The organism is Mangrovimonas yunxiaonensis (genome assembly GCF_000733475.1).
GTDB lineage: Bacteria > Bacteroidota > Bacteroidia > Flavobacteriales > Flavobacteriaceae > Mangrovimonas > Mangrovimonas yunxiaonensis.
Map to the genome: position 1 here is coordinate 61,311 of NZ_JPFK01000008.1, position 14,143 is coordinate 75,453.

Sequence of the window (14,143 nt, forward strand, 5' to 3'; positions counted from 1 at the left end):
CTGTATGGGACGTTTTTTTGTAGTTGTGTTGCTTGTTTTTTTTGTAATGGGGTGCCATGATACCGATAGCACCAAAAACAACACCATGCCATCTATAAATTGGGACGCCAGAAAAACAACCGTCCTTGCCGATTCTACATTTGTTACAGGTGCAACTTACCTCTCGGTATACTCGCAAATATATAGCTTAACCGAGCACAGAACACATAATCTAACCGCAACCATTAGCATGCGCAACATTAGCCCAAACGATACGGTTTATATAGACAAGGCCGATTTGTTTGATACCCACGGCGATTTGGTGCATTCCTATATCGCGTTTCCCGTGTATTTAAAACCCTTAGAAACTCTAGAAATAGTTATTAAAGAAACCGATAAGAGTGGCGGCACGGGAGGCAATTTTATTTTTAATTGGCATGTGCCTAAAAACAGCCACGAACCACTTTTCGAAGCTGTTATGATTAGTACCATGGGCCAACAAGGCTTGTCTTTTTCAACAGAAGGAAAACGAATAGAGTAACACTTTATGAAGTACATTTTTTTAATAATACTAGGAAGTTGGTTTTCAAGCGTCAATTTATTAGCACAGGATAAAATAGATTCTGTAAAACCTAAAAAAAAGCATATTAAAACAGTAGAGTATAAGTTAAAAAAAGGGGAATTAAAAAATAGAGACAGCCTTTTTGCCTCAAATAGTTACCCCTACAGTTTTATGGTTTTTGATAAAAATGGCCACATGATTGAAGTTGGTCGAAAAAATGCTGACGGTTCACTTATTAATAAGAATGTTTATATTAAAGATGAAAAAGGAATTTCCGCTAAAGGATTTAAAATAATTGCTTCCAATGAAATTGAAAGGTATTGGATTAACCAATATGATTTAGATGGTAATCTAATTAAAACCAAGACTTATGATTCTGGTGACAACCTAATTCATCATAGCACATTAAAGTATGATGCTCAAGGAAATGTAATTGAAAAATCAGTAACAGATGTATTGCTTAATTCGGGATATAGAATAATAAATGAGTACAATGTAAACGGAAAGTTAAAACAGCGTTTTAAATATTCTCTAGAAGGAGAGCTGCTTACTGTTTCTAAATATGCTTATAAGAAAAGAAAGTTTTTTCATACTATGAAAGATAAAAAAGATGGTAGCCAATTTAAACAAGTATACAAGTACGATGCGGGCAAGAATTTAATAGGCCTTAATACATATGATAATGAAGGGGATTTAATAGGTAAAAGGAGTTACGATTACATTTATGATGATTTTGGAAACTGGATTACACAAAAGTGTCGTTCATATGGAAAATTGCATAAGGTTATGGAAAGAGAAATTGAGTACTACAAATAATTACACGCTAAAATTTAACTGTTATTGCAGTCTGTAATACAGAATTAATTACATTTGCCGCTACAAAAATAACAGCACTTGTTGTAGAGTGTTTTTAACTTTAATTTTAAATGAAAGCAGGAATTGTAGGATTACCAAACGTTGGAAAATCAACCTTATTTAATTGTTTATCTAATGCTAAGGCACAAAGTGCCAATTTCCCTTTTTGTACGATAGAACCTAATGTAGGGGTTGTTAATGTTCCCGACCCTAGGTTGTCAAAACTAGAAGAATTGGTAAATCCAGAGCGCGTTCTTCCTGCCACTGTAGAGATTGTTGATATTGCTGGATTGGTAAAGGGTGCAAGCAAAGGCGAAGGCTTAGGCAATCAGTTTTTGGCGAACATTCGCGAAACCGATGCCATTTTGCATGTGTTGCGCTGCTTTGATAACGATAATATTGTACATGTTGATGGCAATGTAAACCCTATTCGGGATAAAGAGACCATAGATATCGAGCTACAGCTAAAGGATTTGGAAACTACCGAGAAAAAACTCGATAAAGTTAAGCGTGCAGCAAAAACAGGCAACAAAGAAGCACAAGCAGAAGAAGCCGTTTTGTTAAAAATTAAACAAGGGTTAGAGTCGGGAATATCGGTTAGAGCGTTAGAGTTTAGCGAAGAAGACTACAACGAGTATGTTAAGCCATTACAGTTTATTACAGACAAGCCTGTTTTGTACGTGTGCAATGTCGATGAAGGCTCGGCAGTAAGTGGCAATGCCTATGTAGAACAAGTGCGCGAGGCCGTAAAAGATGAACAGGCAGAAATTTTGGTTTTGGCTGTTGGAACAGAAGCCGATATTAATGAGCTTGACGACTATGAAGAGCGCCAAATGTTTTTACAGGATATCGGGCTTGAAGAACCAGGGTCTTCAAAATTAATCCGTTCGGCATATAAGTTATTAAACCAGCAAACATACTTTACAGCGGGCGTTAAAGAGGTTAGAGCGTGGACTGTTACTGTTGGAGCAACCGCACCACAAGCAGCCGGAGTAATCCATACCGATTTTGAAAAAGGCTTTATTCGCGCCGAGGTTATTGCTTATAACGATTATGTAAGCCATGGTAGTGAAGCCAAGGTTAAAGAAGCAGGTAAAATGCGAGTTGAAGGAAAAAATTATATTGTAAAAGACGGCGACGTGATGCACTTCTTGTTTAACGTGTAAGTGTTTCTCTTATATAAAAAACCAACCCCTATTTTTAATTAAAAATAGGGGTTTTTTTATGTTTGGAAAGAGGCTATTCTTCTTCATCATAAACACCTTCTTTTAAATCGTAGTTTAGAATAATATGGCCGTCATCATTAACCTCCAGTTCATCAACAGAAAAATTAGCCATAGTATAATGTAGTTTACTGCTAATTTTAACCAAATAAATGCAGTCTGCCGTTTTTACTTCTACAGCTTCTATAGTTTCGTTATGGTGGTTATCAAACGTTATGATATCCCCATCATTGTAGCCGTCAGGAAATTTTTGATTTAGCAATTCAAGAATTTCCGGAGTTATTTTTTTATAGTCAACAATCACTCTTTTCATCACTAAAGCCTTTTTTTAGTTAATACTAGCTTGGGTTTTCTTTAGCAATTTTTATAAAGTTACAAAAAAAAGTGTTTCGTTTTATGCGTTGTAAAAGCTTAATGCATTTATAATTAGCTCAGTACCAGCATGGCAATCAATTTGTGGTTTTCCTATTGCTTGTAGTAATACAAAATTAATCTGCCCATGTTCGTTTTTCTTATCGTGCTTTAAAAGCGCTATAATAGCATTAAAATCGTTTTGGTCAATTTTGGGGTGACCAAAAATCTTAACAATCCGTTCTTTTATCTCTTTTACAACCGCTTGGTCCAGACCTAGCTCTTGCTGCGATATGTAGGCTTCTACAACCATGCCGATGGCTATGGCTTCGCCATGCAGCAATTCGGGCTTGTCGGGATGGTTTAAAGCGTGGGTTTCTATCGCGTGGCCTATGGTATGGCCAAAGTTTAAAATTTTTCTAAGGCCTTTTTCATAAGGATCCTCGTCTACAACCGCTTTTTTTATTAAAATTGACTGTCGGATATGCGTATCAAAATCGGACTTGGTAATTTCTTCTAGCGCCTCAAATACCTGCCAGTGACTTGCATCCTGTATTAAACCGTGTTTTAGCATTTCTGCTAATCCCGATCGCATTTGGGCTTCGGGAAGGGTACTTAAAAAAGCCGTATCGACCAAAACCATAGCACCAGAATTAATCACGCCAATCTGATTTTTAAGCCCGCCAAGGTCAACGCCCGTTTTACCCCCAACAGAAGCATCTACCATGGCCAAAAGCGAGGTTGGGACGTTTATATAAGGTATGCCTCGTTTATAGGTCGAGGCAATAAACCCGCCTATATCTGTAATAACGCCGCCCCCTAAGTTTATCATCAAGCTTTTTTTATCGGCACCGAGCTCGGTTAAAGCTTCCCAAACACCTAAGCAAGTTTCAATGTTTTTATGTTGCTCGCCAGCATCAATTTCAATAATTTCAATGGGCAACGATGTTCCAATTTGCCCAAGAAAATAAGGCAGGCAATGCAGGTGTGTGTTTTCGTCGACTAAAACAAAAATTTTGGAGGGTGTTGTGGTTGTTAAAAACTGGCTTATGTGCTCGTAACAAGCGTTATTAAAGTGAATTGCGCAGCCGCTGGTTTCTATTGAATTCATAATACTGTTAAACGTAAAAAATAAGTGTGAAAATAAGACGTTTTTTTATAAAAAATGAGCGCCTCTAACTATATTTGCAAAAGTAAATTATTTGACACGTTGAAACAGCATATTTTTGATAATACGGAGGTTGCTTTTGCGTTAAAAAGCAATGCCGAGCTAAACAGAGCGTATGTTCTGTTTAAGATGATCTCCTACGAACGTTTTGTTAAAGTAGGAACCCACCTAACCCATTTTGCTCTAAAGGTAAAATTACCAGTATGGGGACTTGTTCGAAAAACCGTTTTCGATCATTTTTGTGGCGGTGTAAATGCCAAAGACTGTTTGCCCGTAATAGATGCCATGTACGACAAAGGGGTAAGTTCTGTTTTGGACTACTCTGTTGAAGGAAAAGACAACGAAGCGCATTTTGATGATGCCATGCAGAAAATTGTCGAAATCATTCACTTTTCTACCGATAAAGCGGCCATGCCTATTGTTGTATTTAAGCCCACAGGGTTTGGAAGGTTTAATTTGTACCAGAAAATAAGTGAAGGCAAATCGTTAACTAACGACGAGCAGGCAGAATGGGATCGCGTTGTAGCACGTTACGATACCGTTTGCCGTTTAAGCAAGGAAAAAGATGTTGAAATTCTTATTGATGCAGAAGAAAGCTGGATGCAAGACGCTGTAGACGATTTGGTAACGTTAATGATGACACGCTACAATACCGAGCGCCCCATTGTTTATAACACTTTACAAATGTATCGTCACGACAGAATGGCTTTCTTAGAAGCGCAATACCAATTAGCAAAGGCTCAAGGCTTTTTCTTGGGATATAAGATTGTTCGTGGGGCTTATATGGAAAAAGAAAACGAGCGTGCCTTAAAAATGGGTTACGAAACGCCTATTTGCGAGAGCAAACAAGCCACCGACATTAATTTTGATAACTCTGCCAAATACATCCTAGACCATTTAGACACCATTTCCATATTTGTAGGAACACACAACGAGCAGAGCTGCTATTTGGTTATGGACTTGATGAAAGAGAAAAAAATAGCCAAGGCCGATAACAGAGTATGGTTTGGTCAACTTTATGGCATGAGCGATCACATTAGCTTCAACCTGTCTGCACATGGTTACAATGTCGCAAAGTATGTGCCTTTTGGCCCTGTTAAAGATGTTATGCCGTACTTGATTAGACGTGCCGAAGAAAACACATCGGTTGCTGGTCAAACTGGTCGCGAATTAACACTTTTAGACGCAGAAAAAACACGCCGAAAACAAGCAGCGCAGTAGGCGTTATGCTAGTCGTTTATTTTTTGTGCCCAGTTAAACGCTTTAACGGTAGCAATGCTATCGCAGTTTTCAACAAGTAGGGAGGCTGTTTTACTATCAAGCTGTCCTTCCATATAATATATCCCACAAGGGGTTTCTCTAGGGTGACTTTTAGAAAAAATAACGTCACCCTTTAAAAGGAGGTTTTTTATGGTGGTCGAATCTAAATCGCCTGAAAACACCTTGGCCTTAACTTCTGGGGCATAGGTTACCAATTTGGTGTTGATGTTTTTTTTCACCCTAGCTTCGGGGCCGTAATCGCAAGACACCTTTTTGCCGTTTAAAAAGAAAAATAAAAACACCAATCCTATAGAGAATCCGCCAAGGTAAAAACCTATTCTATGTATTAATTTCATGAAGTGGTAATGTTGTTTAGAATATCAACAGATTGATATCGCTATGTTTTAAATCAAACCATTCTCCTACCGATTTGTTGGTGAGAATGCCGTGGTAAAAATACAACCCGTTTTTTAAACCACGATCAAAACGAAGCGAATTTTCTAAACCGCCATCATCGGCTATTTTTAAAATATAAGGCGTAAACATATTACTTATTGAAATTGAAGCTGTTCTGGAAAAACGTGCCGGAATGTTAGGCACACAATAATGTATTACACCGTGTTTTATAAACGTTGGTGATTTATGGGTGGTGACTTCACTGGTTTCTATACACCCACCCATGTCAATGCTAACATCAATAATTACAGATCCAGATTTCATGCTTTCGACCATGGTTTCGGTAACAATAATTGGCGATCTGTCCTTACCGCGAACAGCCCCAATAACCACATCGCAACGTTTTAAAGCTTTTAAAAGGTTTTTAGGCTGAATGGTTGATGTAAACAGGGCCCGTCCTAAATGGGTTTGTATGGTTCTTAATTTGGTTATGGAATTGTCGAAAATCTTTACATTGGCTCCTAGCCCCAGTGCACTTCTAGCTGCAAACTCGCCAACGGTTCCTGCGCCTAGAATAACCACCTCAATAGGGGGAACGCCGCTAATGTTGCCAAACATTAAACCATTGCCATCGTTAACGTTACTTAATAGTTCGGCAGCAATTAAAACAGAAGAGGTGCCAGCAATTTCGCTTAACGATTTAACTGCAGGATAAGCACCGTCGTCATCTTTAATAAACTCAAAGGCCAAGGCTGTAATGCGTTTGGCTGCTAGGGCTTCGAAATATTTTTTTGATTGGGTTTTTAACTGTAGTGCCGAAATTAAAATGGCCTGTGGATTTATTAATTTAATTTGGTCCAGAGTAGGGGGCTCTATTTTTAAAACCATGGGGCAAGCGTAAACCTTGGCCGCATCTTTGGTGATTTCCGCTCCGGCTTCAGAATAATCCTTATCGCTAAAATTAGCACCTTTCCCGGCACCCGATTCCATAAGTACCCTATGACCGTTGCTTACTATGGCCGAAACAGCATCTGGTGTAAGACAAACTCGCTTTTCCTGAAAGGCGGTTTCTTTAGGAATACCTATAAATAAGGCGCTTTTGCTTTTAAGTATTTCAAGACGCTCTTCCTGCGGAATTAATTGCTGCTTGGTAAATGGCGATAAAGGTTTTGACATGCGGAGCCTTTTTAAAAATCAACTCTCAAATTACAAATTAATTTTAAGCTTTTAAAGGTCATGCTTAAAAATACTGCTTTATTTTACCCCATAAGGTCTTGGGCTTAATTTTAAACTCTTCCTCCAACTCTTCTAGGGATTTGTTAACAGTATTAAGTCGATTGAAAATTTGAGCACGAATTAAATAGATTGAAGGAATAACGATTGCCATTAAAGGAATTAAATATAGAATTTGATTACTATCTATATATTGAACATCATCATTTAAAATAGTGAAAATTTGAAAACAATACATAGCAATTGGTATCAATAAAACATGATACCACCAGTGTCTGTTTGTGAAAAACCAAATAAAAAGTAATAATAAAGGGATTACTTTACCTGTAAGAGTCCAGGCTGTAACAAAAGCACTTTGGTAATACTCACTTGTATAAGTAAATAAAAAAGTGTTCCAAACTTTTTCATCTGGAACACTTTCATATAGATAAAATAAATAGGGTGTAGAAGCTATAAATGTAGCTAATATTGTACCTATAATAACACTTTTATTATCCGTGCGTTGGAACTTTAATCCTGCTTTTTTCGATTTGTGTGCTTTGTTGCTCATTAAGGTCAATTAAGTTAGTAGCTTGAGCTGTAAATAACATTCCACCGAAAATTGCAATTGCGATAACATACTTTTTAGTTTTCATAATTATAAGGGATTTAATTAATTAATACATCCCAAATGTATGTTTAGAACTGTTATCGTACCATCACCAAATGTTAAATTTATGTTAAAATCGCAATTTTTTCATTTTTTAATTACGGTTTTTCCGTAATCGGATGGTTTTTTCGGTAGATTTTATTGTGCTTACATATGCTTTATGGTTAAATTCCTACTATTTTCATTGTTATGCGTAATGTTAATAATGTCGTATGTTGTTATTAAATCTGTTACCAAATCTGGCCATTCTATAATAACCCATGCATCGGAAAACAAATAATCTTCTATACCAAAGTTATAAGCTTCCTCTAAGTCTTTAATTCTATACAAATCGAAATGGTAAATGGTTTCACCACAACCCTCATATTCATTAACAATAGAATAGGTGGGGCTATTTGCTTCATGCTCGCTGCCCAAGGCTTTTACCAAGGCTTTTACCAAGGTGGTTTTGCCGGCACCCATTTCGCCATAAATTAATATGGTCTTGGTCTTGAGGTTTGCAAGCACTTTTTGTGCAACATCCTCTATTTCTGAAATGGTATAGATTAACTCCAATACATTTTTATATTACTATGCAAGTATAGTGATAATTAATGAGAAAAACCAACAAATAATGCATTTCATCGATGTTTTTTGCATTACATAGAATTATTTTGGCTGCATTGTGATGAACGGAATAATCATTTCCTCTAAAGAAACGCCGCCATGTTGGTAGGTATTTCTGTAATAACTAACATAATGGTTGTAATTGTTTGGGTAGGCAAAAAACAAATCGCTCTTGGCAAAAATAAACGAGCTGCTCATGTTTATAGCCGGTAGATGGATGGTTTTGGGATTTTTGGCCTCCAGAACATCTTTATCGTCAAACGTTAAACTCCTACCAGTTTTGTAGCGCAAGTTTAGGCTGGTGTTTTTGTCGCCTATAACTTTCGAGGGGTTTTTTACGTTAATGGTGCCGTGGTCTGTGGTTATAATAAGCTTAAACCCTAATTGTTGGGCCTGCTGAATCATTTCCAACAGGGGCGAATTTTTAAACCAACTTACGGTAAGCGATCTGTAAGCCTTGTCGTTGGCCGCAAGCTCTTTTACCACATCCATTTCGGTTTTAGCGTGGGAAAGCATGTCTACAAAATTGTATACCACAACGGTAAGGTCGTTGTTTTTAAGACTTTTAAAATTATCGACTAGTTTTTTGCCTGTTTTTAAATTGGTGATTTTGTGATATTCGTATTTTAGGTGCGACAGTCCTAAACGCTTTAGTTGCGCCTCTAGAAACTGATCTTCATAGAGGTTTTTGCCACCTTCATCGGTATCGTTTTTCCAAAGGTCTGGGTGCAGTTTTTCCATATCGGCTGGCATTAAACCCGAGAAAATAGCATTTCGAGCATATTGTGTGGCCGAGGGCAAGATACTGTAATAGGCGGTCTCTTCTTCTTTTTTATAGTAGGGGCTTAGCACGGGCTCGAAAGCTTTCCATTGATCGTACCTTAAATTATCAACAACAACCAGCAAAGTGGGTTGCTCGTTACTAATTTGTGGAACAACCTTTTCTTTAAAAAGGGTGTGAGACATGATTGGCGCCGAGTCGCCATTAAACCAAGTGGGGTAGTGCTTGTCTATAAATTTACCAAATTGAATGTTAGCCTCTGTTTTTTGTGATTCTAAAATTTCGAACATACCAACATCTTCAATGCCTTCTAATTGAAGCTCCCAATAAATCAGTTTTTGATAAAGCGTAACCCAATCTTCATACGAGTTTACCATGGTAAGGTCCATGGCAATCTTTCTAAATTCTTGTTGGTAGTTCGAGGTGGTTTTTTCCGAAACCAACCGCGAATGGTCTAGGTTTTTCTTTAAACTGAGTAAAATTTGGTTGGGGTTAACGGGCTTTATCAGATAGTCTGCTATTTTATTTCCAATGGCTTCCTCCATGATGTACTCTTCTTCGCTTTTGGTAATCATTACAACAGGAAGCGTGTCGTGGTTGGCCTTAATATCATTTAAAGTTTCCAGACCTGTTAGTCCGGGCATGTTTTCATCTAAAAAAACAATATCAAACGTATGGTCTTCTAAAACCTCTAAAGCTTCAGTGCCGCTTTTACAGGTGGTAACCTTGTAGTTTCTTTGTTCAAGGAATAAGATATGAGGCTTTAAAAGATCGATTTCATCATCAATCCAAAGAATATTTATATTGTTCATGTATATTTGTTTAAATTAAAAGTATAACCGATAAAGTTTGAAAACACAAAACAAACTTAAAATATTTAACGATCCAATTTACGGATTTATTACGATTCCCAATTCGCTCATTTTCGATTTAATCGAGCATAAATATTTTCAACGACTTCGACGCATTACCCAAATGGGGCTGTCGTATTTGGTTTATCCCGGTGCGCACCACACTAGGTTTCATCATGCCATAGGTTGCATGCATTTAATGAAAAAAGCGGTTGATGTGCTTCGTTTTAAAGGGGTTAACATTTCATCAGATGAAGAAAATGCCCTTTATGTTGCTATTTTATTGCACGATATTGGGCATGGCCCTTTTTCGCATGCCATGGAGCACAGTATTGTAAATGGCGTATCCCACGAGCAGATTTCATTGCTTTTTATGGAACAGTTAAATAAAGAATTTAACTCAAGTTTAACGCTGGCCATTAACATTTTTAAAGGTGAATATCCGCGTAAATTTTTATGCCAATTAATTTCTGGGCAGTTGGATATGGACCGTGCCGACTATTTAAAGCGCGACAGTTTTTATACTGGTGTGGCAGAAGGCAACGTAAATAGCGAACGCCTAATAACCATGCTAAATGTTGTTGATGAAAAATTGGTGGTCGAGGAAAAGGGAATTTATAGTGTTGAAAAATTTCTACTGGCACGAAGGCTAATGTATTGGCAGGTATATTTACACAAAACCAGCCTAGTGGCCGAGCAACTTTTAATAAGGGTGCTAAAACGCGCCAAGGAGCTTGTAAAAGCAAACCAAAAACTTCATGCAAGCTCAGCCTTAATGTACTTTTTAAACAACGACATTACGCTAAAGGACTTTAGCGAAGACACACTGGATGTTTTTGCCAGACTAGACGATTGCGATATTGTTGCCGCCATGAAAGAATGGCAATACCACGACGATTTTGTGCTAAGTAACTTATGTAGCATGATTGTTAATCGCGATTTGTTAAAAATTAAAATCAAGAAAAAACCGATAAAAGAGCACAAACTAGACAAAGAAGTAGACAAGCTCATGCAAGCTTATCAAATAACAAAACAAGAGGCCGCCTATTTTGTGTTTGCAGGCGATATTGCCAATCAGGCTTACCGAACCGAAGACCAAAACATTAACATGCTTTATAAAAACGGCAAAACAGGCGATATTGTACGGGCCTCGGATCATTTTAATCTAAAATCGCTTTCAAAGCCCGTAACCAAATATTATATCTGCTACCCAAAACCAAAACTTTAACAATTTTTCATATTTTTGCAAGAATGAAATTTACAGCATTACAGATAGCAGAAATTTTAGGGGGCGATATCGTTGGAAATCCAGATGTTGAAGTCTCTAAACTTTCTAAAATTGAAGAGGGGGCCGAAGGGGCATTAACTTTTTTGGCAAACCCTAAATACCAACCTTATATATATTCCACCAAAGCTTCTATAACGATAGTTAACAAAACGTTCGAGCCAGAAAATAGCCTGGAAACAACCCTAATAAAAGTAGACGATGCCTACAAGGCCTTTTCTAAACTGTTGGAGTACTATAATATGGTAAAACTAAATAAAGTAGGTGTAGAGCAACCTAGCTTTATTTCGGAAACAGCAACCCAAGGCGATAATATTTATATTGGCGCCTTTTCTTATATAGGTGAAAATGTAACCATTGGCAACAACGTAAAAATATTTCCAAACAGTTACATAGGCGACAATGTATCTATAGGCGATAACACCATTGTTTTTTCTGGAGCCAAAGTGTATTCAGAATGTATTATAGGAAAGAATTGCGTTGTTAACTCAGGATGTATTATAGGTGCCGATGGGTTTGGGTATGCTCCAAACGAAAATGGCGAGTACAGCAAAGTACCCCAAACAGGCAATGTTATACTAGAGGACTTTGTAGATGTAGGAGCAGGAACCACCATAGACCGTGCAACCTTAGGCTCTACAGTAATACGCCGCGGTGTAAAACTAGACAACCAAATACAAATTGCCCATAATGTAGAAATAGGAAAAAATACAGTTATTGCCGCCCAAACCGGTATTGCTGGCTCCACAAAAATTGGCGAAAATTGCCAAATAGGCGGGCAAGTAGGTATTGTAGGGCACATTGTTATAGGTAATAATGTAAAAATACAGGCCCAATCTGGAATAGGAAGAAACATTAAGGATAACGAGGTTTTACAAGGCTCCCCCGCCTTAAACTATGGCGATTTTAACAAATCTTACGTCTATTTTAAAAACCTCCCCAAAATAGTAAAAAGCATAAACGATATAGAAAAAAAAGTCAATGGGAATAGTTAGTACTGAAATTAAACAGAAAACTATAAAGGCGCCTGTATCTTTAACAGGAGTTGGTTTACATACAGGAAAAAATGTAACCCTAACATTTACGCCAGCACCAATAAATACAGGTTTTGCATTTAAGCGAATAGATTTAGAGGGCACACCATTAATCGAAGCCGATGCCAACTATGTTACCAACACGCAACGCGGCACCTGCTTAGAGAAAAACGGCGTAACCATTCAAACATCAGAGCACGTTTTAGCCGCTTTAGTAGGTTTGGATTACGATAATGTGATTATAGAACTAGACGCCTCTGAGCCCCCTATTATGGACGGCTCTTCCAAGTTTTTTGTAGAAGCATTAGAAAATGCAGGCATCGAGGAGCAAGACGCTTTTCGTGAAGCTTATGTGGTAACCGATGTTATTTCGTATACCGATGAAGAATCGGGGAGCGAAGTATTGGTTATGCCCGCCGATGACTACCAAATTACTACTATGGTCGATTTTGGCACCAAAGTATTGGGCACCCAAAACGCTACCTTAAAGCATGTATCGGACTTTAAAAAAGACATTGCCGATTCGCGTACCTTTAGCTTTTTACATGAAATTGAAACTCTTTTAGAGCACGGTCTAATAAAAGGCGGCGATCTAAACAATGCCATTGTTTATGTAGACAAGGAGATTTCGCCAAACACCATAGAAAAACTAAAGAAGGTGTTTAATAAAGAGTCTATTTCGGTTAAGCCCAACGGCATTTTAGATAATTTAACCCTGCACCATCCCAACGAAGCAGCACGACACAAGCTTCTTGATGTACTTGGCGATTTGGCCTTGATAGGAACCCGAATTAAAGGAAAAGTTATTGCCAACAAACCAGGACATTATATAAACACACAATTTGCCAAAAAGCTTTCCAAAATTATAAAAAACGAACGCCGTAACAACGTCCCTAATATCGACCTTAATCAAGAGCCGTTAATGGACGTTACCAAGATTATGGAAATGCTGCCGCACAGGCAACCTTTTTTGTTAATCGATAAAATTTTCGAACTAACAGATTCCAAAGTTATAGGAATGAAAAACGTGACCATGAACGAGCCTTTCTTTGCAGGCCACTTCCCAGGTGCACCGGTAATGCCAGGTGTTTTAATGGTAGAAGCTATGGCGCAAACAGGTGGTATTCTAGTATTGAGCACAGTTCCAGATCCAGAAAACTACCTGACCTATTTTATGAAAATAGACAATGTCAAGTTCAAACAAAAGGTAGTTCCTGGAGATACCTTAATATTTAAGTGCGATTTAATATCTCCCATCCGTCGCGGTATCTGTCACATGCAAGGCTATGCCTACGCTAATGGGAAATTATGTGCCGAGGCAGAATTAATGGCCCAAATTTCTAAAGTAAAATAAGTTTATGAATCAACCACTAGCATATGTGCATCCTGGCGCTAAAATAGCCAAAAACGTTGTAATAGAGCCTTTTACAACCATTCACAATAATGTAGTTATAGGCGAAGGTACCTGGATAGGAAGTAACGTAACCATTATGGAAGGTGCTCGCATTGGAAAAAACTGCAACATTTTTCCCGGAGCAGTCATTTCGGCTGTACCGCAAGACCTAAAATACAACGATGAGGATACCACTGTTGAAATAGGCAACAATGTAACCATTAGAGAGTGTGTGACCATTAACCGTGGTACAACCGATAAAATGAAAACCGTAATAGGAGATAATTGTTTAATCATGGCCTATTGCCATATAGCCCACGATTGTATTGTTGGCAACAACTGCATTTTTTCTAACAACTCTACCTTGGCAGGGCATATTACCGTTGGCGACTATGTGGTCCTAGCAGGTATGACCGCTGTACACCAATTTTGCTCCATTGGCAATCATGCCTTTGTAACAGGTGGATCTTTGGTAAGAAAAGACGTGCCACCTTTTGTGAAAGCGGCTCCCCCACCA

At 37.9% G+C, this 14,143-nt stretch carries 15 protein-coding genes; 8 read left to right on the forward strand and 7 right to left on the reverse strand.

The window, feature by feature from the left end; all coding sequences use genetic code 11:
* Window positions 1-4 precede the first annotated feature (4 nt).
* The 3 genes from IA57_RS11165 (at window position 5) to ychF (ending at window position 2,562) form a co-directional block, all read left to right on the forward strand.
* Window positions 5-520: a DUF3124 domain-containing protein gene (locus IA57_RS11165; protein WP_036123605.1), complete on the forward strand. Its 516-nt coding sequence runs from the start codon at window positions 5-7 to the stop codon at window positions 518-520.
* A 6-nt stretch (window positions 521-526) separates the two neighbouring features.
* Window positions 527-1,357 carry a hypothetical protein gene (locus IA57_RS11170; RefSeq protein WP_036123608.1) on the forward strand — a complete coding sequence of 277 codons (831 nt, stop codon included), beginning with the start codon at window positions 527-529 and terminating at the stop codon, window positions 1,355-1,357.
* A 110-nt stretch (window positions 1,358-1,467) separates the two neighbouring features.
* Window positions 1,468-2,562, forward strand: a complete 1,095-nt coding sequence (gene ychF, locus IA57_RS11175) for a redox-regulated ATPase YchF (protein ID WP_036123611.1) — start codon at window positions 1,468-1,470, stop codon at window positions 2,560-2,562.
* A gap of 73 nt (window positions 2,563-2,635) precedes the next feature.
* Here the strand turns inward: ychF and IA57_RS11180 are convergent, their stop codons facing one another.
* Complete coding sequence (locus IA57_RS11180) at window positions 2,636-2,932, reverse strand: hypothetical protein (RefSeq protein ID WP_036123614.1); 297 nt, start codon at window positions 2,930-2,932, stop codon at window positions 2,636-2,638.
* Between the two features lie 81 nt (window positions 2,933-3,013).
* Window positions 3,014-4,081 carry a 3-dehydroquinate synthase gene (aroB, locus tag IA57_RS11185; RefSeq protein ID WP_036123617.1) on the reverse strand — a complete coding sequence of 356 codons (1,068 nt, stop codon included), beginning with the start codon at window positions 4,079-4,081 and terminating at the stop codon, window positions 3,014-3,016.
* A 99-nt stretch (window positions 4,082-4,180) separates the two neighbouring features.
* On the opposite strand from aroB, the gene IA57_RS11190 reads away from it, so the two are divergent.
* Window positions 4,181-5,359: a proline dehydrogenase family protein gene (locus tag IA57_RS11190; RefSeq protein WP_036123663.1), complete on the forward strand. Its 1,179-nt coding sequence runs from the start codon at window positions 4,181-4,183 to the stop codon at window positions 5,357-5,359.
* Between the two features lie 8 nt (window positions 5,360-5,367).
* On the opposite strand, the gene IA57_RS11195 is transcribed toward IA57_RS11190, so the two are convergent.
* The 5 genes from IA57_RS11195 to porX form a co-directional block, all read right to left on the reverse strand.
* Window positions 5,368-5,754, reverse strand: coding sequence for a hypothetical protein (locus IA57_RS11195; protein WP_036123619.1), 387 nt, complete (start codon window positions 5,752-5,754; stop codon window positions 5,368-5,370).
* A 16-nt stretch (window positions 5,755-5,770) separates the two neighbouring features.
* Entirely contained in the window at window positions 5,771-6,970 is a 1,200-nt protein-coding gene (locus IA57_RS11200) for an alanine dehydrogenase (protein ID WP_036123622.1), read from the reverse strand.
* Window positions 6,971-7,034: 64 nt separating this feature from the next.
* Window positions 7,035-7,577: a hypothetical protein gene (locus IA57_RS11205; protein WP_036123626.1), complete on the reverse strand. Its 543-nt coding sequence runs from the start codon at window positions 7,575-7,577 to the stop codon at window positions 7,035-7,037.
* Between the two features lie 246 nt (window positions 7,578-7,823).
* Window positions 7,824-8,231, reverse strand: a complete 408-nt coding sequence (gene tsaE, locus IA57_RS11210; RefSeq protein WP_036123629.1) for a tRNA (adenosine(37)-N6)-threonylcarbamoyltransferase complex ATPase subunit type 1 TsaE — start codon at window positions 8,229-8,231, stop codon at window positions 7,824-7,826.
* 93 nt (window positions 8,232-8,324) lie between these two features.
* The gene (gene porX / locus IA57_RS11215) at window positions 8,325-9,875 is read right to left on the reverse strand and encodes a T9SS response regulator signal transducer PorX (protein ID WP_036123632.1); all 1,551 of its coding nucleotides are present in this window, start codon (window positions 9,873-9,875) and stop codon (window positions 8,325-8,327) included.
* A 37-nt stretch (window positions 9,876-9,912) separates the two neighbouring features.
* On the opposite strand from porX, the gene IA57_RS11220 reads away from it, so the two are divergent.
* From IA57_RS11220 to lpxA, 4 genes are all read left to right on the forward strand, one after another.
* Complete coding sequence (locus tag IA57_RS11220; protein ID WP_036123634.1) at window positions 9,913-11,142, forward strand: HD domain-containing protein; 1,230 nt, start codon at window positions 9,913-9,915, stop codon at window positions 11,140-11,142.
* Window positions 11,143-11,165: 23 nt separating this feature from the next.
* A complete protein-coding gene (gene lpxD, locus IA57_RS11225) occupies window positions 11,166-12,194 on the forward strand; it encodes a UDP-3-O-(3-hydroxymyristoyl)glucosamine N-acyltransferase (RefSeq protein ID WP_036123636.1) in 1,029 nt (342 codons plus the stop codon).
* On the forward strand, window positions 12,181-13,587 hold the full coding sequence (locus IA57_RS11230; protein WP_036123639.1) for a bifunctional UDP-3-O-[3-hydroxymyristoyl] N-acetylglucosamine deacetylase/3-hydroxyacyl-ACP dehydratase: 1,407 nt from the start codon (window positions 12,181-12,183) through the stop codon (window positions 13,585-13,587). The genes lpxD and IA57_RS11230 overlap by 14 nt, the downstream gene beginning before the upstream one ends.
* A 4-nt stretch (window positions 13,588-13,591) precedes the next feature.
* The coding region (gene lpxA / locus IA57_RS11235) for an acyl-ACP--UDP-N-acetylglucosamine O-acyltransferase (protein ID WP_036123642.1) at window positions 13,592-14,143 on the forward strand (552 nt) is incomplete at its 3' end.

What these genes read in the sequence shown, in the direction of transcription:
- IA57_RS11165 (WP_036123605.1), top strand. Translation starts at nt 5, where the DNA reads ATGGGACGTTTTTTTGTAGTTGTGTTGCTTGTTTTTTTTGTAATGGGG.
- IA57_RS11170 (WP_036123608.1), top strand. Translation starts at nt 527, where the DNA reads ATGAAGTACATTTTTTTAATAATACTAGGAAGTTGGTTTTCAAGCGTC.
- ychF (WP_036123611.1), top strand. Translation starts at nt 1,468, where the DNA reads ATGAAAGCAGGAATTGTAGGATTACCAAACGTTGGAAAATCAACCTTA.
- IA57_RS11180 (WP_036123614.1), bottom strand. Translation starts at nt 2,932, where the DNA reads ATGAAAAGAGTGATTGTTGACTATAAAAAAATAACTCCGGAAATTCTT.
- aroB (WP_036123617.1), bottom strand. Translation starts at nt 4,081, where the DNA reads ATGAATTCAATAGAAACCAGCGGCTGCGCAATTCACTTTAATAACGCT.
- IA57_RS11195 (WP_036123619.1), bottom strand. Translation starts at nt 5,754, where the DNA reads ATGAAATTAATACATAGAATAGGTTTTTACCTTGGCGGATTCTCTATA.
- IA57_RS11200 (WP_036123622.1), bottom strand. Translation starts at nt 6,970, where the DNA reads ATGTCAAAACCTTTATCGCCATTTACCAAGCAGCAATTAATTCCGCAG.
- IA57_RS11205 (WP_036123626.1), bottom strand. Translation starts at nt 7,577, where the DNA reads ATGAGCAACAAAGCACACAAATCGAAAAAAGCAGGATTAAAGTTCCAA.
- porX (WP_036123632.1), bottom strand. Translation starts at nt 9,875, where the DNA reads ATGAACAATATAAATATTCTTTGGATTGATGATGAAATCGATCTTTTA.
- lpxD (WP_036123636.1), top strand. Translation starts at nt 11,166, where the DNA reads ATGAAATTTACAGCATTACAGATAGCAGAAATTTTAGGGGGCGATATC.
- IA57_RS11230 (WP_036123639.1), top strand. Translation starts at nt 12,181, where the DNA reads ATGGGAATAGTTAGTACTGAAATTAAACAGAAAACTATAAAGGCGCCT.